The sequence below is a fragment of the Gordonia sp. UBA7860 genome (genome assembly GCF_002500165.1).
Taxonomy (GTDB): domain Bacteria; phylum Actinomycetota; class Actinomycetes; order Mycobacteriales; family Mycobacteriaceae; genus Gordonia; species Gordonia sputi.
Window position 1 is genome coordinate 1 of record NZ_DLSO01000033.1, and the last position, 23,320, is coordinate 23,320.

Annotated in this window: 21 protein-coding genes, 1 pseudogene and 1 riboswitch; of the genes and pseudogenes, 14 read left to right on the plus strand and 8 right to left on the minus strand. The window is 64.8% G+C overall.

What is annotated here, in order from left to right; translation table 11 throughout:
- Positions 1-141 precede the first annotated feature (141 nt).
- From sdhA to B3T59_RS05150, 6 genes and pseudogenes are all read left to right on the plus strand, one after another.
- Entirely contained in the window at positions 142-1,902 is a 1,761-nt protein-coding gene (gene sdhA, locus B3T59_RS05125) for a succinate dehydrogenase flavoprotein subunit (RefSeq protein WP_287001633.1), read from the plus strand.
- Positions 1,902-2,684, plus strand: a complete 783-nt coding sequence (locus B3T59_RS05130; RefSeq protein ID WP_005207862.1) for a succinate dehydrogenase iron-sulfur subunit — start codon at positions 1,902-1,904, stop codon at positions 2,682-2,684. The genes sdhA and B3T59_RS05130 overlap by 1 nt, the downstream gene beginning before the upstream one ends.
- A gap of 187 nt (positions 2,685-2,871) precedes the next feature.
- Positions 2,872-3,291, plus strand: coding sequence for a hypothetical protein (locus B3T59_RS05135; RefSeq protein WP_005207863.1), 420 nt, complete (start codon positions 2,872-2,874; stop codon positions 3,289-3,291).
- Positions 3,292-4,049: 758 nt separating this feature from the next.
- Positions 4,050-5,556 (plus strand): annotated as a pseudogene (locus tag B3T59_RS05140) (APC family permease).
- Positions 5,546-6,484: a universal stress protein gene (locus tag B3T59_RS05145; protein WP_005207867.1), complete on the plus strand. Its 939-nt coding sequence runs from the start codon at positions 5,546-5,548 to the stop codon at positions 6,482-6,484. The pseudogene B3T59_RS05140 and the gene B3T59_RS05145 overlap by 11 nt, the downstream one beginning before the upstream one ends.
- Entirely contained in the window at positions 6,481-7,209 is a 729-nt protein-coding gene (locus B3T59_RS05150) for a type 1 glutamine amidotransferase (protein WP_005207870.1), read from the plus strand. Before B3T59_RS05145 ends, B3T59_RS05150 begins: the two co-directional genes overlap by 4 nt.
- Before the next feature lie 6 nt (positions 7,210-7,215).
- Here the strand turns inward: B3T59_RS05150 and B3T59_RS05155 are convergent, their stop codons facing one another.
- Positions 7,216-7,833, minus strand: coding sequence for a TetR/AcrR family transcriptional regulator (locus B3T59_RS05155; protein ID WP_039856574.1), 618 nt, complete (start codon positions 7,831-7,833; stop codon positions 7,216-7,218).
- A 53-nt stretch (positions 7,834-7,886) separates the two neighbouring features.
- Between B3T59_RS05155 and B3T59_RS05160 the strand changes: the two genes are divergently transcribed.
- From B3T59_RS05160 to B3T59_RS05170, 3 genes are all read left to right on the plus strand, one after another.
- The gene (locus B3T59_RS05160) at positions 7,887-8,333 is read left to right on the plus strand and encodes a PaaI family thioesterase (RefSeq protein WP_005207873.1); all 447 of its coding nucleotides are present in this window, start codon (positions 7,887-7,889) and stop codon (positions 8,331-8,333) included.
- 70 nt (positions 8,334-8,403) lie between these two features.
- Positions 8,404-9,105, plus strand: a complete 702-nt coding sequence (locus tag B3T59_RS05165; protein WP_005207874.1) for an NAD-dependent epimerase/dehydratase family protein — start codon at positions 8,404-8,406, stop codon at positions 9,103-9,105.
- A complete protein-coding gene (locus tag B3T59_RS05170; RefSeq protein WP_005207875.1) occupies positions 9,105-9,332 on the plus strand; it encodes a hypothetical protein in 228 nt (75 codons plus the stop codon). The genes B3T59_RS05165 and B3T59_RS05170 overlap by 1 nt, the downstream gene beginning before the upstream one ends.
- An 18-nt stretch (positions 9,333-9,350) precedes the next feature.
- Here the strand turns inward: B3T59_RS05170 and B3T59_RS05175 are convergent, their stop codons facing one another.
- Together B3T59_RS05175 and B3T59_RS05180 are read right to left on the minus strand one after the other, a co-directional pair.
- Positions 9,351-10,772 (minus strand): NAD(P)/FAD-dependent oxidoreductase, encoded by a 1,422-nt coding sequence (locus tag B3T59_RS05175; RefSeq protein WP_005207876.1) that lies wholly within the window; start codon positions 10,770-10,772, stop codon positions 9,351-9,353.
- Positions 10,772-12,271: a gamma-aminobutyraldehyde dehydrogenase gene (locus B3T59_RS05180; RefSeq protein ID WP_039856576.1), complete on the minus strand. Its 1,500-nt coding sequence runs from the start codon at positions 12,269-12,271 to the stop codon at positions 10,772-10,774. Before B3T59_RS05180 ends, B3T59_RS05175 begins: the two co-directional genes overlap by 1 nt.
- Before the next feature lie 122 nt (positions 12,272-12,393).
- On the opposite strand from B3T59_RS05180, the gene B3T59_RS05185 reads away from it, so the two are divergent.
- The 3 genes from B3T59_RS05185 (at position 12,394) to B3T59_RS05195 (ending at position 15,680) form a co-directional block, all read left to right on the plus strand.
- A complete protein-coding gene (locus tag B3T59_RS05185; RefSeq protein WP_005174049.1) occupies positions 12,394-12,846 on the plus strand; it encodes an Lrp/AsnC family transcriptional regulator in 453 nt (150 codons plus the stop codon).
- Positions 12,843-14,216, plus strand: coding sequence for an aspartate aminotransferase family protein (locus B3T59_RS05190; protein WP_005207878.1), 1,374 nt, complete (start codon positions 12,843-12,845; stop codon positions 14,214-14,216). The genes B3T59_RS05185 and B3T59_RS05190 overlap by 4 nt, the downstream gene beginning before the upstream one ends.
- Before the next feature lie 99 nt (positions 14,217-14,315).
- Positions 14,316-15,680: a D-alanyl-D-alanine carboxypeptidase family protein gene (locus B3T59_RS05195; RefSeq protein WP_005207879.1), complete on the plus strand. Its 1,365-nt coding sequence runs from the start codon at positions 14,316-14,318 to the stop codon at positions 15,678-15,680.
- Positions 15,681-15,685: 5 nt separating this feature from the next.
- Here B3T59_RS05195 and B3T59_RS05200 read toward each other — a convergent pair whose 3' ends face one another.
- The 3 genes from B3T59_RS05200 to B3T59_RS05210 form a co-directional block, all read right to left on the minus strand.
- Positions 15,686-16,741, minus strand: a complete 1,056-nt coding sequence (locus B3T59_RS05200) for a YhjD/YihY/BrkB family envelope integrity protein (protein ID WP_005207880.1) — start codon at positions 16,739-16,741, stop codon at positions 15,686-15,688.
- A gap of 68 nt (positions 16,742-16,809) precedes the next feature.
- Positions 16,810-17,862 carry a tryptophan--tRNA ligase gene (gene trpS, locus B3T59_RS05205; RefSeq protein ID WP_287001634.1) on the minus strand — a complete coding sequence of 351 codons (1,053 nt, stop codon included), beginning with the start codon at positions 17,860-17,862 and terminating at the stop codon, positions 16,810-16,812.
- 80 nt (positions 17,863-17,942) lie between these two features.
- On the minus strand, positions 17,943-18,788 hold the full coding sequence (locus tag B3T59_RS05210) for an exodeoxyribonuclease III (RefSeq protein WP_039856608.1): 846 nt from the start codon (positions 18,786-18,788) through the stop codon (positions 17,943-17,945).
- A gap of 144 nt (positions 18,789-18,932) precedes the next feature.
- Between B3T59_RS05210 and B3T59_RS05215 the strand changes: the two genes are divergently transcribed.
- Positions 18,933-19,124, plus strand: coding sequence for a (2Fe-2S)-binding protein (locus B3T59_RS05215; RefSeq protein WP_005207883.1), 192 nt, complete (start codon positions 18,933-18,935; stop codon positions 19,122-19,124).
- 95 nt (positions 19,125-19,219) lie between these two features.
- A complete protein-coding gene (gene bfr / locus B3T59_RS05220) occupies positions 19,220-19,705 on the plus strand; it encodes a bacterioferritin (protein ID WP_005207884.1) in 486 nt (161 codons plus the stop codon).
- A 73-nt stretch (positions 19,706-19,778) separates the two neighbouring features.
- On the opposite strand, the gene B3T59_RS05225 is transcribed toward bfr, so the two are convergent.
- Together B3T59_RS05225 and B3T59_RS05230 are read right to left on the minus strand one after the other, a co-directional pair.
- On the minus strand, positions 19,779-21,023 hold the full coding sequence (locus B3T59_RS05225) for an MFS transporter (protein WP_287001635.1): 1,245 nt from the start codon (positions 21,021-21,023) through the stop codon (positions 19,779-19,781).
- 115 nt (positions 21,024-21,138) lie between these two features.
- Positions 21,139-22,932 carry a cutinase family protein gene (locus B3T59_RS05230; RefSeq protein WP_287001636.1) on the minus strand — a complete coding sequence of 598 codons (1,794 nt, stop codon included), beginning with the start codon at positions 22,930-22,932 and terminating at the stop codon, positions 21,139-21,141.
- A 318-nt stretch (positions 22,933-23,250) separates the two neighbouring features.
- Positions 23,251-23,320: riboswitch (SAM riboswitch) on the plus strand.

The window sequence follows — 23,320 nt, forward strand, 5'->3', positions numbered from 1 at the left end:
CTCGGCACGCTCGTGATCTTCACGTTCGATCCGTGCCCGGTCGGAGCCGATCCGTCGCTCATCCCTGACTTCTGCTCACGGTGATTGCGCCTCTCTCACTCGCCCCTACGGCTCTTTCCGGCCAAGGAGAATTGGATTTCTATGCAGGTACATGACTACGACGTGGTGATCGTCGGTGCCGGCGGCGCTGGAATGCGCGCTGCCATCGAATCCGGCCAGCGCGCACGCACCGCCGTGCTGACCAAGATCTACCCGACCCGCTCCCACACCGGCGCGGCACAGGGCGGCATGTGCGCCGCGCTGGCCAACGTCGAGGAGGACAACTGGGAGTGGCACACCTTCGACACGGTCAAGGGCGGCGACTACCTCGCCGATCAGGACGCGGTGGAGATCATGGCCAAGGAGGCCATCGACGCCGTACTCGACCTCGAGAAGATGGGTCTGCCGTTCAACCGCACGCCCGAGGGCAAGATCGACCAGCGTCGTTTCGGTGGTCACACGCGTGACCACGGCAAGTCGCCGGTGCGTCGCGCCTGCTACGCGGCAGACCGCACCGGCCACATGATCCTGCAGACGCTGTATCAGAACTGCGTCAAGCACGACGTCGAGTTCTTCAACGAGTTCTACGCGCTCGACCTGTGTCTGAGTGAGAACGAGAAGGGTGAGCCTGTCGCAACCGGCATCGTCGCCTACGAGCTCGCGACCGGCGAACTGCACGTCTTCCACGCAAAGTCGATCATTTTCGCAACCGGCGGCTCCGGTCGCATGTACAAGACGACGTCGAATGCGCACACGCTGACCGGCGACGGCGTAGGCATCGTGTTCCGCAAGGGCTTGCCCGTCGAGGACATGGAGTTCCACCAGTTCCATCCGACAGGCCTCGCGGGTCTCGGCATCCTGATCTCCGAAGCCGTTCGCGGTGAGGGCGGCATCCTGCGCAACGCCGACGGCGAGCGATTCATGGAGCGCTACGCCCCGACCATCAAAGACCTCGCACCCCGCGACATCGTCGCGCGCTCGATGGTTCTCGAGGTTCTCGAAGGACGCGGCGCCGGACCGAACAAGGATTACGTCTACATCGACGTCACCCATCTCGGCGAGGACGTGCTGAACGAGAAGCTCCCCGACATCACCGAGTTCGCACGCACGTACCTCGGCGTCGACCCGGTGAAGGAGTGGGTGCCGGTCTACCCGACCTGCCACTACCTGATGGGCGGCATCCCGACCAACATCGAGGGTCAGGTGCTGCGCAGCAACAACAACGACGATGTCGTCCACGGCCTCTACGCCGCAGGCGAGTGCGCGTGCGTGTCGGTGCACGGTGCAAACCGTCTCGGAACCAACTCGCTCCTCGACATCAACGTCTTCGGGCGTCGCGCCGGTATCGCAGCGGCCGACTACGCCAACAGCCACGGGTTCACCGACCTGCCGGAGAAGCCGACCGACATGGTCACCGGCTGGCTCGAGACCATCCTGTCCGAGCACGGGCATGAGCGCGTCGCCGACATCCGGACCGCGCTGCAGCAGACGATGGACGACAACGCGTCGGTGTTCCGCACCGAGGAGACGCTCAAGCAGGCGTTGACCGACGTCCACTCTCTCAAGGAGCGCTACGACCACATCCGCGTGCATGACAAGGGCAAGCGCTTCAACTCCGACCTGCTCGAGGCCATCGAGCTGGGCTTCTTGCTCGAACTCGCCGAGGTCACCGTTGTCGGCGCGCTCAACCGCAAGGAATCGCGCGGCGGGCACGCCCGCGAGGATTACCCGAATCGCGATGACGTGAACTTCATGCGCCACACGATCGCCTACAAGAAGGGTGACAAGCTCCTTTCCGACATCGAGCTCGACTGGAAGCCTGTCATCCAGACCCGTTACGAGCCGATGGAGCGTAAGTACTGATGACCGCCACCATTGAGGCGCCGCACACCGACGAGCCGCCGCTGCCAGAAGTCCCTGACGAAGCGACCATGGTCACGCTGAAGATCATGCGTTTCAATCCGGAGGAGCCCGACGCCCAGGGCTGGGAGAGCTTCCGTGTGCCCGCGCTGCCGACCGACCGGCTGCTCAACCTGCTGCTCTACGTGAAGGGCTACCTCGACGGCACGCTGACCTTCCGCCGCAGCTGCGCCCACGGCGTGTGCGGCTCCGACGCGATGCGCGTCAACGGCGTCAACCGCCTGGCATGCAAGATGCTGATGAAGGACTTCCTGCCCAAGGACAAGTCCAAGGACATCACCATCACCATCGAACCCATCAAGGGTCTTCCGGTGGAAAAGGACCTCGTGGTCAACATGGAGCCCTTCTTCGACGCGTACCGCGCGATCAAGCCGTTCCTGATCACCTCCGGCAACGAGCCGACCCGTGAGCGCATTCAGAGCCAGAAGGACCGCGCACGTTTCGACGACACCACCAAGTGCATCCTCTGTGCGTGCTGCACCACGAGCTGCCCGGTGTTCTGGAACGAGGGCAGCTACTTCGGTCCCGCGGCGATCGTCAACGCGCACCGCTTCATCTTCGACAGCCGCGACGAGGGCGCCGTCGAGCGTATGGACATCCTCAACGATTCCGACGGCGTGTGGCGCTGCCGCACCACCTTCAACTGCACCGACGCATGCCCGCGTGGCATCCAGGTGACCCAGGCGATCCAGGAGGTCAAGCGCGCGCTCATGTTCTCGCGCTGATCTTCCGCATCACCGACGCAGACTCTCTCTGCAGCCCCGGCGAACCCCACCATCCTCCACGGAAGGTGGGGTTCGCTGTTTTTTCCGGGTTCGGTTTTTCGCGCCCGATGAAACCGATCGGGGTTCGCGTGCGTCCAAGTCCTCAAGGCCACAGCCGTGGACTCGACACGCCGAACGGAGCGAACCCATGACCATCCGATCCATCCTCGTCAGCCTGCTGATCCTCGTGTGCGGAGCGCTACTGAGCACCGCCACGCCCGCCGCGGCGTCGACCCGATTCCCGGGCACCGGCGACGTGGTGACCATTTCTGTCAGCTCCGACCGCGAGTGGAACGAGCAGATCGTCTGGTTCGACGCCGACAACAAAATCCGCCACCAATCCGACGTGCGGCTTCCGACGCACGACGACGCGAGCGGCCTCTGGTCGGGATCGCTCACGATTGTCAGCCGGTCCCGCAATCAGAATATCGACGTCTCCTTCGGCTCGACGGGTCGCTTCGCTCGCTGCGAGATCTGGGTCGGCAAGGTCAAGGTCCGCGACCACACCGCCCGCGGCGCCCACGCCCTCGCGACGTGCGACCGCCCGACGCCGCGTCGAAAGAGCTGACACCCGCGCGGTTGCCGGCCGGGTCGGGGGCGCGGTTCGGGGGCGGGTTCTGGCTCCCGCCCGGGGCAGAAAGTAGGGGAAGGGTTCTTTCCCCGGGGTGTCGACGTTTCCCCGCGAAGCTACCCAAGGAACGGCCTAAAACCCGAGGAAGGATCGTTTCCCCTAGTTTCTGCGCAGGTCAGCGCGCCGTCCAGCCCGCCGGCGGCCGCCCGACCACCCCAGCACCAACCACCCCGTCTTTCCCCGAGTTTCCGACGCCCCCGCACGCCCTTCCCCTACTTCCCGACGCCCAGCGCGCAGCTCTTCCCCTAGTTCCCGACGCCGGTTCACGCGCGCGGCCGCGGACAGCTCCCAAAACACACGGAAAAATGTCGCGGAAAGAACTCTTCCCCCACTCCTCGACGTTTCCCCGCGAAGCTACCCAAGGAAGAGCACACAACCCGAGGAAAGAATCCTTCCCCCACTTTCTGCGCGGGCCGAACGCCGAGCGGCCACCGCCCCACCACGACGCCGCACCCTTCCCCCACTTTCTGCGCGGGCCAAAACCGGTCCGGACGCGCGCGCCCGAGCCGCCCAGCGCACACCCCAAACCCCTGAGCGCGCCTAAAATCTTTAGCCTCGTCGAATCGGACAAAAATCGCGTATTCCGAATCAATCCCGCCGATTCGACGTCGATTTGCTCCGTCACCGCGCACAGACTCTGCGGGAACCATAGTCTTGACGAACCACTGAGCGACGTCATAGGGGGTGATCACGGCATGGCAGAGAAGCTTCACGCCGAGATCCAGTCGGGCGACAAGGGACTGCGGGCCGGGTCGATCGGACTGCTGGGCAACGTGATCATCGGACTGTCGGCAGTGGCGCCCGCCTACAGTCTGGCCGCGACGCTCGGCTACGTGGTCGCGGCGGTGCACAGCAAAGCGCCTGCGATGTTCGTGATCGCGTTCATCCCGATGCTGCTGGTGGCGTTCGCCTACCGGGAGCTCTCGCGCGACACCCCCGACTGCGGAACGACCTTCACCTGGGGCACCAAAGCGTTCGGGCCGTGGATCGGGTGGATCGGTGGATGGGGTCTCGCGGTGTCGGCGATCATCGTGCTCGCCAACGTCGCCGAGATCGCGGCCGTGTACCTGCTCCGCTTTCTGCACCTCGATTCACTCGCCGACAACCTCTGGGCCAAGGTCGCTCTCGGGTGCTTCTTCATCATCGTGATGACGTGGATCAGCATCCGCGGCATCGTCATCAGTGAGCGCATCCAGTCGGTGCTCATGTTCATCCAGTTCGGCATCCTGATCCTGGCGAGCGTCATCGCGCTCGTGAAGGTCGCGACCGACCACGCCGGCCCCCAGGCCGTCACACCTCAGTGGAGTTGGTTGTCGCCGACGGGTCTCGACCAGTCGTCGATCGCCGCGGCGGTGATCCTGTGCATCTTCATCTACTGGGGATGGGACGCGTGCCTGGCAGTGGGTGAGGAAACCAAGGATCCCGAGAAGACACCCGGCCGGGCGGCGGTGATCTGCTGCCTGATCCTCGTTGCCACCTACGTCTTGGTCGCCTACGCCGTCGAATCGTTCGCAGGTTTCGGCACCAACGGCATCGGTCTGAACAACCCCGACAACACCGACGACGTGCTCACCATCCTCGGCGAACCGGTCGCGGGCGCCGTGATGGCGTCGGCGTTGCTGCTCGTCGTCAGCATCTCGGCCCTGTCTTCGACGCAGTCGACCATCCTGCCGACGGCACGCGGCACGCTGTCAATGGCCGTGTACAAGGCGCTCCCCCCAGCGGTTCGCCTACATCCACCCGCGCTACATGACGCCTGCGTTCGGCACGGCCGTGATGGGGGCGTCGGCGCTGATCTTCTACCTCGTGCTGTCGTTCGCGAGTCAGAACACGCTCGCCGACTCGATCGCGTCACTCGGTCTCGCCGTCGCGTTCTACTACGGCATCACCGCGTTCTCGTGTGTCTGGTACTTCCGTCGAACCCTGTTCGACTCCGCCCGAAACTTCTTCATGCGCGGACTCTTCCCACTCTTCGGCGGCATCGCGATGGCCTGGGCATTCATCAAGAGCGCCATCGACATGATCAACCCCGACTACGGTTCGACGTCGATCGGCGGAATCGGTGGCGTGTTCATCCTCGGCGTCGGCATGCTGGTCCTCGGGGTCCCGTTGATGCTCGCCTGCTGCGCCGCCGACAGCGACTTCTTCAAGGGCAAGACCCTCAACGCGAATACCGAAGTGAAGGTCCCCGATGTCTACTGACGACAACTCCGCTGCGAGCCCGAAACGTGTCGCTGTCGGCTATCTCGCCACACAATCGGGGGACGACGGGGTCGCACTCGGCGCGGCCATCGCAACCAAGACGGGCGCGGCGATCGACCTCATCTGCGTGGTCCACCCCGTCCCCTACGACGGCCAACCGGGCATCGATCAGTACATGGAGCGCCTCGAAAACCAAGCGGCGGAATGGCTTGCCGACGGTGCATCACGCATCCCGGAGGGCATCGAGGTGCGCACCGTCGTCACCGTGCACGAGTCGTTCACCGAGGGCCTCATCGAGGTCGCCGAGCAATCCGGAGCGGCGATGATCGTCGTCGGCGGCACGGGCGACGGCATCATCTCGCGTCACGCTCTCGGCACGGTGAGTACCGAGTTGCTGCATTCCTCTCCCCTGCCCGTCGCGCTGGCGCCGCGTGGATACGCGCGTCGCTCCGACGTCGTGATCGACATGATCACCGTCGCCGTGCCGGTCAAGAAGTCGGCCAGCGACCCCCTCCCGTTCGCCATCCGCTTCGCCGAAGCCGCGTCGATCGACGTACGTCTGCTCTCGTTGGTGTCACTGGACCCAACGGTCGACGACACCAGCCTCGCGGTGCGCAAGCAACAGGTCGACGTTGCGCGGAAGCTCCTCGAACACACCCGTGACCAGCTCGACGTCGACCTCGAGGTGGACGTCCTCGTCGCCGATGGCGACACCCTCGACGAAGCGCTCGCCAATCTCCCGTGGGACGCCAACGACATCGTCGCTGTCGGCTCGGGGCACCTGGGCGCCGACAATCGCGTCTTCCTCGGCACGACGGCCGCACGCATTCTGCGCTGGACCACAGCCCCGGTGATCGTCGTACCCAAGGAATCAACCGCAGACACTGAAGCCACGGAACCGACAGCAACCAAGGCGCAGGAGAAGTGACGACGCTGCGACTGCTCGAGATCAGGCACGCCGAGTGCGAATCACTCGGCACGTACGCGGGCGGTCTTCCACACGACGCCGAGGTCACCACGTTGCGAGCCGAGCGCGACACGTTTCCCGACGACCCTGCGTCGTTCGACGCCATCGCAGTGATGGGCGGCGGAATGGGAGCCAACGACGGCCCGACCCATCCGTGGATCGACGACGAGATCGAGTTCCTGCGACGGGCACTGGCCGAGGATGTACCGATCTGGGGAGTCTGCCTCGGATCTCAGTTGCTCGCGAGCGCGGCCGATGCGAAGGTCAGCACGGGACCTGCCCCCGAGATCGGTATCTCGAAGGTCACCTGGACCCCGGACGGCGTCGTCGACCCTGTCTGGAAAGACCTGTCGGACAAGACATTCGACTGCATGCAGTGGCACTACGACACATTCGAACTACCCGAAGGCGCGACGCTGCTCGCGTCGTCGGAGGCGTACCCGAACCAGGCGTTCCGTCTCGGCGCGAGTTACGGCCTGCAGTTCCATCTCGAAGTCGACTCCCCGCTGTTCGCCACCTGGCTCGACGACCCCGACTACCGCACCGAACTCGTCGATGCGCTGGGTCCAAGTGGCCCCGATCAGGTCAGCGCCGACCTCGCCGACGTCGAGTCGACGACCCGCGCGATGGCTGCGGCAGCGATGTCGCGGTGGTTCGACGTCGTCGTCGCGCGACAAACACGCTAGGCCCGCTCACACATCGGACACCTGCGCCACGCGGGCAACGTGGAGTTCCACGGCGTCAGCGAGCAGGCTGTCACTGGTGGCGGCGCCGATGTGCCCACGTTGTTCGAGCGCGAGAACCCCGTTGATGGCCGCCCATGCGAGCAGTACCGACGAACGAGCGGAGGGGTCGTCGGAGTCGATCGCATCAATCACGTCGTCGGCTACGCCCGTGAGTGCCCGCGCGATCTCCGACCGCGCCTGGTCGACGACATCCCCGTGCACCTCGGACACGTCGGCGAGACCCAGCATCCGGAAGGCGAGCGGCTCGTCCCGATGGAAGCGCACATACTCCTCGAACGCCGCGCGAGCCGTCGGCGCCCCACCACCGGTTCCCTCGACGCTGCGCCGCATCCGTTCGGCGTGGTCGCGCGCCAGTCGACACGCGACCACCGCGTAGACCTCTGCCTTGCCGTCGGGGAAATTCCCATACAGCGATGTCAGCGCGACGTCGGCGTTCGCAGCGATCGCATCGACCGACGTGCCACGAAATCCGTTGCGTGAGAACAACTCGGCGGCGGCGTCGAGCACAGCGGCCCGCGTCCGCCGTCGTCGTCGATCGCGGGGCTCGTCAAGCAGTGAGGACATGTGCTAATTGTAGTCTGACTACGTTTTCATAGTCCAACTACAGAAGGATCGACATGTCTCCCACGGTCTCCACCTCCGACCTGCCAACACCCACCGACGGCTCCGAGGTGATATCACTACTCATCCCCCGCTCGCCCTTCGTGGCAGAACTCGGGCTACGACTGACCGACATCACCGACGGCCACGCCGAACTGGTCATGCCCTACCGGCCGGAGCTGACGACCATCGGCGAGATGGTCCACGGCGGCGCGATCAGCGCATGTGCGGACATCGGAATCATGGCGGCCGCCTGGGCAGGCCGACCCATTTCCGATCGGCTTCGTGGAGTCACCACCGCGATGTCGGTGAACTTCATCAGCCCACTGATCGCCGACGATCTGCGCATCGTCGCCGACCGCCTCCACAACGGAAATCGGCTGTGCCACTGCACTGTTGATCTGATCTCCGCAACTGCGGGCACACTTGTCGCCCGCGCGACGGGCACCTATCAGATCGGCTGACCAACAACTGCGGACACACTGCGCGCCAATAATTGTTGACACTGCTTACATCGACGCTTAGCGTCGAACCATGCAGACGATCCTTGGCGCCAACGGGCAGATCGGGACAGAGCTCGCTCGCGAGCTCCACCGCAACCACACCCGCGACATCCGCCTCGTCAGCAGACACCCCCGGCGGGTGAACGAGACCGACGAACTTGTCGCCGCCGACCTCATGGATGCCGCCCACACCGACGCCGCTGTCGCGGGAAGCGACATCGCATACCTGACCGTCGGACTGCCCGCCGATTCTCAGATGTGGGCGCAGCGTTTTCCGGTGATGATGCGCAACGCGATCGATGCCTGCGCTCACCACGGCACGAAGCTCGTGTTCTTCGACAACACCTATATGTATCCGATGACGAGTGAGCCACAGACCGAGTACACCCCATTCCGCCCCGCAGGCAGCAAGGGCCGCACGCGCGCGCAGACCGCAACCATGTTGCTCGACGCGATGAACGCGGGAACCGTCGACGCCGTGATCTGTCGTGCCCCCGAGTTCTACGGTCCGGACCAGACCCAAAGCTTCACCAACGCATTGGTTTTCGATCGAATCGCGCAGCACAAGCGGACGTTCGTCCCGATCCGCGACGACACCCTGCGGTCCCTGATCTGGACTCCCGACGCCAGCCGGGCGATGGCGCTGATCGGCAACACCGAGTCGGCCTACGGGCAGACCTGGCATCTCCCGATCGACAGCAACCGACGCACCTACGCACCTACGCACAGCTGATGGAGCTGACCTCACAGGCGAGCGGCCACCGGAACAAGTACACGGTGCTCGGCACACCCGTCTTCGCGCTCGGCAGACTCTTCAGCAAGAACGTCCGCGAACTGTGGGAGTTGTTGCCGCGCTACGGCGTCGACACCGTCTTCGTCTCCGACAAGTTCACCCGAGCCTTCCCCGACTTCGCCGTGACCACGTACGACGCAGGCGTCGCCCAACTCGTCACTTACTAGACAACGCGCGCGGCCACATCAGCTGTCGAAGCCCAGCCCGACCTTGTCCATCACGGTCAACCACAGGCCGCGCTTGCCCTGACGCCGCTCGCTGCGAGCCAGTTCGCGGCGGGTCATGTTGATGCCGAACGCGCGCAAGGGTTCCGGCGGAAACGGAATCGGCTTGGAGCGCACCATGTTCAAACGCGTGCGCTCGGTGTCGGCACCGTCGACGAGGTCGAGTGCCGTTGCGGCAGCGAAGTGCGACGCACCGACGCCGAGACCGGTGAACCCCACCGCGGTGACGACGCGTCCACCGTACGAGCGGTCCCAGAACGCACAGAACCGCGAGCACGTATCGATGGCCCCACCCCACGCGTGACTTGCGCGGATACCCTCGAGTTGCGGAAACATCTGCAGCAGATGCTCGCCGAGCAATGCGAACTCGCGCGGTTCCTGCTGGTGACGCGGAGAATCGTCGGATCTGTAGTGGTACAACGCATCCCAGCCGCCGAACAGAATTCGGTTGTCGGCGGTCAGACGGAAGTAGTGGAACCGCGGCCCCGCGTCGGCAAGTCCCTCCCTGCCCTTCCAGCCGATCGACGCGAGCTGCGCCTCCGACAGCGGTTCGGTCATGATCGCGTAGTCCCACACCGGCACCGTGTACAGCCGTAGACGACGAACCAGCGACGGGCTCGCCGACGTCGCGAGTACGGCTCGATCGGCGACGATCTCGCCGAGGCCGGTACCCAGTCGCAACCTGTCACCCTCGCTGCTGATTCCGGTCACTTCCGACTGCTCGAAGATCTGCACGCCGAGACGTTCCGCGGCGTCGGCAAGACCCCACGCCAGTCGCGCGGGGTCGAGCATGATGACGGCGGGATCGAACACCGCTCCCGCCACCATCGGCGAGTCGACACGTTCGCGCGCCTGCGCCTCCGTCAGCAGCGGCAGGTCTTCGCCGAGTTCTCTTGCCGACGCCGCGTACTCGGCCAATTCGTCTGCCTGCCAATCGAAATTGGCAAAGTCGAGTTCGCCGGTGCGCTCGGCGTCGGCAGCGATGCCGTGGCGGCGGATGGCCTCATCGATGGCGTCGAGCGTCTCGTGACCGAGGCGCAGCAGTGTCGGCAATTCGTCGGCAAAGCGTTCCATGCCATTACCGAGGCCATGGGTGAGGCTCGCCGAGCAGAAGCCGCCGTTGCGTCCGCTGGCGTGCTCGGCGATCCGATCACGCTCGACCAGCACGATCCGACGTCCCGGATTGCGTTCTGCGGCTTGCACCGCGGTCCACAGTCCGGTGAAACCCCCACCGACGATGACGAGATCGGCGGTCACCTCACCGAGCACGCGCGGACGCGGCGCAGGCCGATCCGCGCGATCGAGCCAATACGACGACGCGTGCGCGGTGGAGACCAGTGCTGCCCCGCGTGCTGTGGGCTCTGTGGCCCATGCCTCGCTCATCAGCAAACCTCTCCCGGATTCGTGAACACCGTTCGATGCCAAGGCTTTCGGGCAACACCGGTGATATCACTCATCACGTGTTTGACGGTCAGGTACTCGTCGAGCGAGTAGGTCGACATGTCCTTGCCAAAGCCCGACGCGCCGACACCGCCGTGCGGCATCTCGCTGATGATCGGGATGTGGTCGTTGATCCACACGCAGCCCGCCTTGATCTCACGGCTCGCCCGCTGCGCGCGGTAGACGTCGCGCGTCCACGCCGATGCGGCGAGTCCGTAGACCGTGTCGTTCGCGCGGCGCAGCGCGTCGTCGTCGTCGGCGAAGGACGAGACGGTCAGCACCGGGCCGAAGACCTCGTCGCGGTAGATCTCGGAGTCCTCCGCGACGTCGGCGATCAACGTGGGCGGGTAGAAGCTGCCGGGGCCGTCGGGCAGCACCCCGCCGGTCACCACACGCGCGCCGGCGGCGCGGGCACGTTCTACCATTGCCGAGACCTTGTCGCGGTGTGCGTGGGAGATGAGTGAGCCCATGTCGGTGTCGGGGTCGCGCGGATCGCCGACCCGCACCGACGACATGACATCGGCGACGCCGGCCACGAATTCGTCGTAGAGCGACGGCGCGACGATCGCCCGCGTGGCGGCCGTGCAGTCCTGTCCGGCGTTGATGAGCGCTCCCGCGACGGCACCCTGGATCGCGGCGTCGAGGTCGGCGTCGTCGAAGACGACGAACGGTGCCTTGCCACCGAGCTCGAGTTGTACGCGCGTGCCATTCGCCGCGGCCTGCGACATCACCATGCGCCCGACCGCCGTCGAACCGGTGAACGTCACGATGTCGACGTCGGGATGTCCGGCAATCGCGGCGCCGACATCGGCGCCAGTGCCGACCAGGACGTTGAAGACGCCGTCGGGCAGACCCGCTTCCGTCGCCAGACGAGCGAGTGTCAGCGTCGTCAACGGAGTGATCTCCGCGGGTTTGAGTACCACGGAGCACCCGGCGGCCAACGCGGGCAACACTTTCCACACGGCCATCTGCAGGGGGTAGTTCCACGGAGTGATCGATCCGACGACCCCGACGGGTTCGCGTCGAATCGACGACGTGTGGTCACCGGAGTACTCCGCACTCGCCTTGCCGTCGAGATTGCGTGCGACGCCCGCGAAGAAGTCGACGTTGTCGATACTGCCCGGCACGTCGAATTCCGTTGCGAGGCGGATCGCCTTGCCGGTGTGCGAGACCTCCTCGCTCGCCAACAGGTCGGCGTTGGCGTCGAGCAGACGCGCGAAGGTGTGCAGTACCGCGGACCTCTCCGCCGGCGTGGCTCCACCCCAATCGTGTTGTGCGCGCGCGGCATGTGCGACCGCAGAGGTAACGTCGGAGGCGGAGGCGAGCACCAGGTGCGCTACCGGAGTATCAGTGGCGGGATCGATCACCGTGTGATCGAGTCCCGATCCGCTGCAGGGAGCACCGTCGACCCAACCACTGGGAACTGTCGTGATGGTTGACACGACAGATCACGATACCGCCAAAACAACGGATTCACGACTCGAAGCATGACTTTCCAACTGAAACCGTGGTTTCGGTTGCCAATATCTGCTGAATCCGCCACCATCGACATGTGGGCGAACCAATGTCGACACACCTCGACGCCATCGCGAAGAAGATCATCGAAGAACTCCAGGCCGACGGCCGGAGTTCCTACGCGGCGATCGGCAAATCCGTTGGCCTGTCGGAAGCTGCTGTGCGCAACCGCGTTCAGAAGCTCAGCGAGAGCGGCCTGCTGCAGATCGTCGCGGTGACCGATCCACTCAAGCTCGGCTTCTCCCGCCAGGCGATGGTCGGCATCCGCTGCACCGGCGATACGGAGCGATTGGCGCGGCAACTGGCCGAGCATCCCGAGATCGACTACGTGGTGCTGACCGCCGGTACCTACGACATCATGATCGAGGTTGTCTGCGAGGACGACGATCACCTCCTCGACATCATCAATCGCAGGGTTCGAACACACCCAGAGGTGAACTCGACCGAGACCCTCGTTTATCTGAAACTAGTGAAACAGCAATACAATTGGGGTACACGATGACCGCATCCGTAACCGAATCCCTCGGGCAGCGAAGCGCTGCGCACCTGTGGGGACACTTCTCCCGTCACGGCGACGAGATCACGCCACCGGTGATCACACGAGGTGAGGGCGCACGCATCTTCGACGATCGCGGTCGCAGCTACCTCGACGGACTCGCGGGACTCTTCGTCGTCCAGGTCGGGCACGGACGTGACGAGCTCGCCCAAGCGGCGGCAAAGCAGGCCAAAGAACTGGCGTTCTTTCCGCTGTGGTCCTACGCCACTCCTCCCGCCATCGAGCTCGCCGAGCGACTCGCGGCCAACGCGCCGGGCGACCTCAACCGCGTCTTCTTCACCAGCGGTGGCGGCGAGGCCGTCGAAAGCGCGTGGAAACTCGCCAAGCAGTACTTCAAGCTGACCGGAAAACCGATGAAGCACAAGGTGATCTCGCGTTCGATCGCCTACCACGGCACCCCGCAGGGCGCGCTGGCCATCACCGGCATCCCCGACCTCAAGAAGATGTTCGAACCGCTGACTCCCGGAGGGTTCCGCGCACCGAACACCAACATCTACCGCGCTCCCGACGAGGAACTTGCTGCCGACCCCAAGAAGTTCGGCCGCTGGGCAGCCGACCGCATTGCCGAGGCCATCGAGTTCGAGGGCCCCGACACCGTCGCAGCTGTGTTCCTCGAACCGGTCCAGAACGCGGGCGGATGTTTCCCTCCACCGCCCGGCTACTTCGAACGTGTCCGCGAGATCTGCGACGAGTACGACGTCCTGCTGGTCTCCGATGAGGTGATCTGCGCGTTCGGCCGCATCGGTTCGATGTTCGCCTGCGAGGACTTCGGCTATCAGCCCGACATCATCACCTGTGCCAAGGGCATGACATCGGGCTACTCGCCGATCGGCGCGATGATCGCCAGCGAGCGACTCTTCGAGCCGTTCAACGACAATACGACGACCTTCGCGCACGGCTACACGTTCGGCGGTCACCCCGTGTCGGCGGCGGTCGCGCTGGCCAACCTCGACATCTTCGAACGCGAGGGACTCAACGACCACGTGAAGACCACCGCGCCCGCGTTCCGATCGACGCTCGAGAAGCTCCACGACCTACCGATCGTCGGCGACGTGCGTGGCGAAGGATTCTTCTACGGCATCGAGCTGGTCAAGGACAAGGCCACCAAGGAGACGTTCACCGAGGCAGAGTCCGAGCGCATCCTGCGTGGATTCCTCTCAACCGCGCTGTTCGACGCCGGTCTCTATTGTCGCGCCGACGACCGCGGCGACCCGGTCATCCAGCTCGCGCCGCCGCTCATCTGCGGCCAGGCAGAGTTCGACGAAATCGAGCAGATCCTGCGTGGCGTTCTCACCGAGGCGTACACACTCCTCTGAGGTTCTCCAGGACTGAGCAACGACGGGCGCGTCGGCGGACAAGCAGTTCCGCCGGCGCGCTACCGCTATGACGTGAGGCGCTGTAGCCTCCTGTGCGATATGCGTCCTACTCGCGCCACCGCGCCCTTCGCCACAGACTTCGTCGTCCGCCGCGTGGTCGCACTGATCGTCGCTGTGGTGAGGATTGCAGCTGCGGTCGGGATCGTCGCTGTGGGCGCGATCGGTCCGGGCCTGGTCGCATCGCCCGCGTGGGCGGCCCCGACGCAGGCACAGTCGCAGGACACCTCGCCTGACACCGACCACTGCCCGCATCGGGTCTCGCCGCCTCCCGCTGTCGACGAGTCGGAAGTCGTGGCTCCCGGCTCGACGACACCAACCCCACTGCCGGTGCATTCCCCACCGGTCGGCGGCGAAGCGTTGGGCGGGTGCGGCGTCGTCGCTGACTCGTCGGCGGGTCGTGTGCCGGAGCGGCTGACGTCGGCGGCCTGGCTGGTCGCCGATCTCGACAGCGGCGCCGTGATCGCGGCCAAAGACCCGCACGGTCGGTACCGCCCAGCGTCGACCATCAAGATCCTGCTCGCGCTCACCGCATTGCGCTCGGGGATCTCGCTCGACAAACCGGTCACCGCGACGGCAGACGATTGGAGCGCCGAGGGCGACTCCTGCGGGATGGGGCCGGGCGGCAAATACACCATGCGCGACATGATGATCGGGCTCCTCATGGTGTCCGGAAACGACTGCGCCCACGTCATCGCGCGAGACCTCGGCGGCATCGACGCCACGCTGACCAAGATGAACCAGCTCGCGCACTCGCTGCAGGCGTATGACACCAGGGCGTCGACCCCGTCTGGTCTCGACTCCGCCGGAATGTCGACATCCCCATATGACCTCGCGGTGATCTTCCGTGCCGCCATGCAGAACTCGACGTTCCGCGACATCATCGCCATGCCGAACCACCCGTTTCCCGGGTACCCGAAACGACCCGACGTCCCCGGCGACGTCGACCACCCCGGCTACCTGATGCAGACGTCGAATCATCTTCTGCTGGAAGGCGATCCGGGCGTCCTCGGCGGCAAGACCGGCTATACCGACGACGCGCAGAAGACGTTCGTCGGGGCCGTCAAGAAGGACGGTCGTACCGTTCTGGTGGTTCAGATGTACGGCTTGTCGACTGCCGACGACAACTACTGGGATCAGGCACGCTCGCTCGTCGCCTACGGTGCGCACGCTCCACGCGAGGCGAAGGTGGGCGAACTCGCATCGACCTCAGGCGAACGCGCGAATACCTCCGACGACGCGCGCGTCGCGGTTCCGACGACCGAAGCCGAAGCGTCGACTCCCCAGGGCGCGGCTCTTCAAGAGTCGACATCTGGATGGTCGGTGCGCATCCTCGTCGGACTCGTGGGGCTGCTGGCGGCGCTGCTCCTGCTCCTGCTTGCGCTTCGCTTGATCCGACGCCGCTGATCGGCTCAGCGTCGCCTGGACCGCGTCACGAGAGCCACCGCGGCGCCGATCGCGGCCGCCACGGCCAACGGGCCGGCCTTCGGCACAGGATCCACCTCGTAGACCGGACGCACGACGACGGTCGGCGGCTCGGGCTGTTCGGTGGGATCGACCACCTGGTAGGGCTCATTGGCACTGTCCGTGGCACACCACGCCGTGGCGTACAGAACGATTCGCGAGGCCAGGTAGCCGAAGACCATGATGCCCAGCAGTGGTCCGAACGCCGCACCCGCCGGGCTACCGAGCACCGATTTCAGGTAGATGCCTGCGACAGACTTGAGGATCTCGAAGATGATCGCGGTGAGCAGGGCCGCCTTGAGCACGTTGCGAAACGGCAACGGATGCAAGGGAAGTCGGGCAAATATGAATACGAAGAGCAGCCAGGTCGCGACAAGGGATACCACGATGGCCACAGCCCGCACCACGACGGTCGAGCCACTGAAGCCGTCGACGTGCGCCCACTCGAGGATCTTGTTGATCAACCCGCTGTTGCCCAGGGCGGTGAGGCCGAGCGTGAACAGGAAGGCGAGACCCAGCAACACGAAAATCACGAGGTCGCTGATCTTCGACATGACCGCATTGCGGTTGACCCTCCCCCCGAACATCTCGGTCATTCCCAGGCGCACACCGGAAATCCATCCGATACCGGTCAAGGCCGCGCCGACCAGACCGATGATGCCGACTGTCGCGCGTGATTCGATGGCCGAGTCGATCGCGCTCTCGAGCGTCGTGCCGAGCTCGCCGGGCATGGCCTTGACGATCTGGTCCTTGATGCTGTCGAGCCACTCTGGGTGGGCTGCGAGGACAAAACCGCCGATCGAGAAGGCGACCATGATGATCGGCACGATCGAGAGGATTCCGGTGAAGGTGATACTCGCGGCGTAGAGGTTGCCGCGACGATCGTTGTATCGCTGCACCGTGCGCAAGATGTGGTCGAGCCAGCCCCACCGCTCTCGGGCCGACTCGAACTCGTCCTTTCCGCGCGCGACAAGCGCTTTGCCCGAATCGATCACCGAAGCCATAGACCCTCGTTCCCCTTCGGTCGGTGCTGTCCCTACTCACCGTGTCTACCGGAAACGAGTGCCGCGGGTCAGGATTTGGTACCTGACACGCTCGGCGCCAGGAACCCCACCTTGTCGTAGACTTCGCGCAGCGTCGCAGACGCCACCGAGCGCGCTCGCGCTGCACCGTCGGCGAGGATGCCGTCGAGGTAGGCGGGATCGGCGAGATACTCGTCGACGCGTCCGCGCAGCGGGGTCACGAAGTCGCTGAGGACCTCGGCTGTCTCGACCTTCAGGTCGCCATATCCCTTGCCCTCGTACTTGGCGACGAGATCGGCGACCTCCACCCCGGACAACGCCGCCTGGATGGTGAGCAGATTCGAGACTCCCGGCTTGTTCTCGGGATCGAACGCCACCTCGCTGCCCGTATCGGTAACCGCCGACCGGATCTTCTTGGCCGACCGTTTCGGGTCGTCGAGAAGATTGATCAATCCCTTGTCGGTCTCGGCCGACTTGCTCATCTTGGCCGTTGGGTTCTGCAGGTCGTAGATCTTGGCGAACTCCTTGACGATGTACGGCTGCGGCACAGTGAACGCCTTGCCGAAGCGCTTGTTGAATCGCTGCGCGAGATCCCGGGTCAGCTCGAGGTGCTGCCGTTGGTCTTCGCCGACGGGTACCTGATCAACCTGGAACGCGAGGATGTCGGCGGCCATCAGGATGGGATAGGTGAAAAGTCCGACGCTCGACGACTCGACACCCTGCTTGGCGGCCTTGTCCTTGAACTGCGTCATCCGGCTTGCCTCGCCGAATCCGGTGATGCAGTTGAGAACCCAGGTGAGCTGCGCGATCTCGGGGACATGCGACTGGACATACACCGTCGAGCGAGCGGGATCGACGCCGACGGCGAGCAACTGTGCCACCGACATGCGTGTGCGGTCGGCGAGCACCGACGGGTCGAACTGCACGGTCAGCGCGTGCATGTCCGGGATGAAGTAGAAGGCGTCGAACTCGTCCTGCAGCTCGACCCACTGACGCACCGCACCCAGATAGTTTCCGAGGTGGAAGGAATCGCTGGTCGGCTGGATACCCGACAACACCCGCCGCCGCGTACCCGACGCAGGTGATTTCTCGACGTCGCTCATGGCTTCCAGTCTCTCAGACGGCAGCACCTCATTATTCGGAGGTGCTATGCGGGCGTGCTGCTCAACGGTGCTCCGGCGGGTCACTCGAACACGACGGTGACCGGCGCGTGATCAGACCACCGGCGGTCGTAGGTGTCGGCCCGGTCGACGAACGCTTTGACGGTGCGCGCCGCCATTGCCTTGTTGGCGAGGTGATAGTCGATCCGCCAGCCCGAGTCGTTGTCGAACGCCTTTCCGCGCCACGACCACCACGAGTACGGCCCGTCTGCGTCGGGGTGGAGCTCGCGCATCACGTCAGACCAACCGGACTCCAGCAATCCACCGACCCACTCCCGCTCGTGCGGAAGGAAGCCCGGGCTGCGCAGGTTGCCTTTCCAGTTCTTGATGTCGTGCTCAGAGTGCGCGATGTTCCAATCACCGCCGACCACCACCGGACGTCGCTTCCGTGCCAACGAGGCGAGGTGCGCACCGAAGGCGTCGAGAAATCGCTTCTTCTCGGCGAACTTCTCCGCGTCCTTCTCCGACGAGCCGGCCGTCGGGGCTGCGGCACCCTTGGGCAGATAGAGGCTCGCGACGGTGACGGCTCCACCTTCGATGTCGAGGTCTGCTTCGAGATACCTTCCCGTGGAATCGAATTCGTCGCTGGAGAATCCGACGCGCACTGCCGTCGGCTCGACTTTGCTGAGCACTCCGACGCCCGCGTGTCCCTTGACGACCGACTCCGTCATCGACAGGTGCCATCCGTCGTCGAGCAGGGGTTCGAGGACTTCCCTGGCTTGTTCTTCGTTGGCGCGGATCTCCTGCAGGAGGACGATGTCGGTTCCGGCGGAGCGCAGCCACGGAACGAATCCAGCATTGTTCTCCGAGCGCACCTTGGTGGCCGCTCGGACGCCGTTCACATTCACGGTGGTGATCGCAGTTGGCACGGTTCGCCACATTACGGCGAGCCACCGACAACGACGCCGCGTACCCCGCCGCAGGCCAATCCGGACCGAGTCCAAAAGGTAAGGCAAACCTTGCGATCGTCAAGGTTTTATGTAAACCTTGCCTAACAGAATGCGAGGTGCGAGATGTTCGTGTGTATTTGCCGGGCCGTCACGGTGGACGAGGTCCACGAGCACTGCGACGCCGGAGCCAGAACTCCCGACGCCGTCAGTGAGCGCTGCGGCGCAGGCGAAGGCTGCGGAACCTGCATCGAACGACTCACCCAGATCGTCGCCTCGCGCACCGCAGGAAGGGTCGCCACAACTAGCGCAGCCTAGCCTGACCTGCGGAAACACCACGTGCGGATATTCCCCACGGGGTCTTTTGGCGTGCTAGGTTCACTGTCACAATCAGTCCGAACCGGAGGTATGCCATGCGTGGAGACGATGAGGTCATCGCTCTACTCAACGAGCAATTGACCAGTGAACTCACCGCCATCAACCAGTACTTCTTGCACTCAAAAATGCAGGACAACTGGGGCTTGACCGAGCTCGCCTCGAAGACGAGGGCCGAATCGATCGAAGAGATGACCCACGCGGAGATCCTGACCGATCGCATCCTCTTCCTGGAAGGTCTGCCCAACTATCAGAAGCTGCTGCCGCTCCGCATCGGCCAGACTCTCCGTGAGCAGTTCGAGTCCGACCTCGCGATAGAGATCGAGGTGGTCAACCGCCTGAAGCCGGGCATCGTGCTGTGCCGCGAGAAGCAGGACATCACGACAGCCAAGATCTTCGAGGAGATCCTCAAGGACGAGGAGCACCACATCGACTATCTGGAGACGCAGCTCGAGCTGCTCGACAAGCTCGGTGAGCCGCTCTACCTGTCGAAGACGATCGCCACGCCTCCCGACGTCGGCTGATCCAGCCACTCACTCCGACATCGACCCCGGTACCAACAGGTGCCGGGGTCGATGTCGCTGAAGGTGAAGTCGCTTAGGTTGATGCCGCTTGAGTCGATGCCGATTGAGTCGATGCCGCTGTGTGGCGAGCGGCCGTGCGCCGGGCGACAGCCAGCGCCACACCCAGTACGACGATCCCGGCAACCGCGAGTCCTGCCCCGAGAACCGACGGCGCGCGGTACCCGAGACCTGCGGCGATGACAACGCCGCCGAGCCACGCGCCGAGTGCGTTCGCAATGTTGAGTGCCGAATGGTTGAGCGCCGCGGCGAGCGTCTGAGCGTCTTCGGCCACGTCCATCAGGCGGGTTTGCAGTGCGGGAACCATCGCCGTCGCGCTGACCCCGACGAGGAACGTCAGTGGAACGGCCGCCCACGGCGATGTGACGAGTGCGGCAAACAATCCGAGCACCACCGCGGTCGCGACGAGTCCCACGAGAATCGCGCGCGGCACGTGTGAATCGGCGGCAGCACCGCCGACCAGGTTGCCGACCACCATGCCGACACCGAAGACCATCAACACCACCGGAACCCAACCGACCGAGATGCCCGTGAGGCTCGTCAGCGCAGTGTTGAGGTACGTGTAGAACGCGAACATCCCGCCGAAGCCGACGACGCCGATCGCCAGCGTCAACCACACCTGAGGCCTCGTGAGTGCGCCGAGTTCGGTCATCGGATTGGTGACGGCCATGTCGTCGAGTGCGGGCAACGTGATGAACAGCGCGCCGATCGTCACGATGCCGATGATCACCACGACAACGAAAGCTGCTCTCCAACCCAGACTTTCGCCGAGCCAGGTCGCCAACGGCACACCGAGGACATTAGCTACGGACAATCCGAGGAGAACCAGCCCGACGGCCTTGGCACGGTTACGAGGTCCGGCCAGGTGCGCCGCGACGAGAGCAGCGACGCCGAAGTACGCGCCATGCGGCAGTCCGGCCACGAATCTCGCGACCATCAGCGTCCCGAAGTCGGGCGCCAACACAGTGGCCGCATTGCCGACCGTGAAAGCCACCATCAACCCGATCAACAACGTGCGACGAGACATCCGCGCGGTCAGTGCGGCGATGAGAGGCGCCCCGACCACCACCCCGAGTGCGTAGGCCGAGACGACGTAGCCCGCAGTCGGCTCGGAGACATGCACCGAGGACGCGATGTTCGGCAGTAAGCCCATCGCGACGAACTCCGTGGTGCCGATCCCGAACCCGCCCAGCGCCATCGCCAGCATGGCGAACCGACGAGTTGTGTTGGAGTGGACCACGTTACTGCTGTTCCCGGCCATGTTCGTCTCGGTTGGGGCGGTTGAGGATATTCACGCTGCAACGAGCACGCCAGTGGGCGTGATTCCGTCGTCAACGGTGACATCGTTCACACCCCGCCTGCGCAGGGGTTCCGAGTCAGGCGGCGGGTGCGCCCGCCGTCGTTGATTTCGGGGTGGCACCCTGCTGCTGCGTCGACGCACCGGGGGTCGACTCGTCAGATGTCGACTTGTCGCGTGTCGACTCCCCCGATGTCGACTGCTCCGATGTTGACTGCTCCGGCGTCGGCTTCTCGGGTGCAGGCTTCTCCGGTGTCGACTCTCCTGGTCCAGGCTTCGGCGCATGCGCGCCGCCGGGAGCCTCAACCGGCTGCGAAGAGCCGCCGAGCGGCGCCTGTGGTTGCAGTGAGCCGCTGCCGGCAGGAGGCGTCGACGCAGCTTCGGTACCGGTCCCGTCACCTGTGCCTGCACCGCCCGAGCCGACAGGATCGTCGACGCCTTGTCCGCCGGAGATTCCCCCGCCGGAGATTCCATCAGTACCCGAGGCGCTGCGCGCTTCGGGCCCGCCGAGAGTCTTCGCGGTGTCCACGGCCCCCGGGGCGTCGGCAATCTTCTCCGATGCCGACAGCGCCACCACTGACGCGGTCTGGCTGGTGGTCGTCGGGGTGCGCAGCGACGCGAGCCACTCTTCGAACGCGACCAGCGACGGTCGGTACGCGGGTCCGGGAATGCCGGTGACATCGCGGCCGGTCAGTGTGTAGGCCCAGAACTTTCCGAAGTTCACCGGCATCGACGCGATGCTCCTGACACTGGTCCGCAACGCGTCGACGCCCTGACCCCAGAGCACCGGGTTCCACGTGAACAGCCCCTGTGCCATGTTCTGGAACGTGTAGACGTCGGTGAGCACCCCGCCGTAGCCGAGGTCGGGCAACTGCGGGAACCAACCCATGGCCCACCGGATCGGCGGCTGGAAGTCCGCCAGTGTGATGCCGAGGATGTCCGGGAACTTCCACCGCTTGCTCACGAGGTCGGGCACGGTCCAGCCGAGACCGAGCTTGTCGACGAACTGCTGGGTGAGGACCCATGCCGACGATGGCACGACGAGCTGGCAGGTGTTGACCTCAGCGGTGGTGTCCTGGCAGCCCAACGGTTTGACTCCCCAGGCGTCCCACAGGGCTCCTTTGGTGGCGGGCAGATACATGTAGAGCGGATACAGACCGTGCTTGACCCAGTAGCCCGCGAGGCCGTCGAGGGCTCCGATCGGGTCGTGAAGCGGGTCGGGAAGATCACAGATCGGATCGCCCGTGAAGCACACGGTGGTCACCGGAATCCCGCCGAAGTCGTCGACGTCGCGTCCACCCGCCATGGTCAGGCCGGGGATCACGCCGATCAGAACGCGTTCGATGCCCTGTCCGTAGAGAGTTCCCGCTTGCCTTGGATCGGAGTAGAGCAGTCCGGACACGCCGGTCGATGAGATCTCGTAACCAGAAGTGTTGCCGGTGCCGATATCGGTGAGTACGTCGCCGCCGATTCCCGCGCCCTGGGAGTACCCGACGATCACGACCGGTTTGCCATCACACTGCGCCTGATAATTCGCCACGGTCGACATCGTTGCGGCGACGCCCTGCGACTGACTGTCATCGAAGCCGAAGGCACCCAACGGCCAGATCGACGCCGGATACTCGACACGCTCGACGGTGTAGCCGGCATATTGAGGTTGGCGCGTGACGCCGTCGAGCAGATGCCCCTGGGGATCCCACGTACCGCCGACGAAGACGAGCGCGCCGTTGCCACAGCCGTCATCGGCGGCCTCGGCTCGCGCGACACCCGCGCCGGAGGTTTGACCTATGGCGAGAAGAACCGCTGCGACTGCGGCGAGTCCGAGTGTGCTCGCCGCCGTGATCGATCGCCGGAAACCGAAGTGACCACCCATTCGTTCTCCACCAATCCGGCCGATCTGTGCCGCGTCGCCGCGAGGTCGTCGGCGTCCGCTCCGGCCGAGTTACTCGCGAATGTTCGGATCGTAGAAGTCTGTGACCCACGCCACAAGAGAATCCGACGGCCGAACGGCGAACCGACGACGATGGACGGCAGATTCGACTGTTCGGACTACACGAGAGAGCTTCAATTGCGGCCTTTTCGCCGCCCGCGCGCAGTGTCGCCGCTGCGACCCCTTGTCCACCCCAAGAACCAGGCTGCGTCGGAGGGTTCTCACTTCATTTCGGCCGTGTTATATCCTTGACGCCAGGTCATGAGTATCAGCGCAAAGCCCCGGCTCGCTGATCGGCAACCCTCCAACCGCGGTGGGGTGCTCCGGGTGA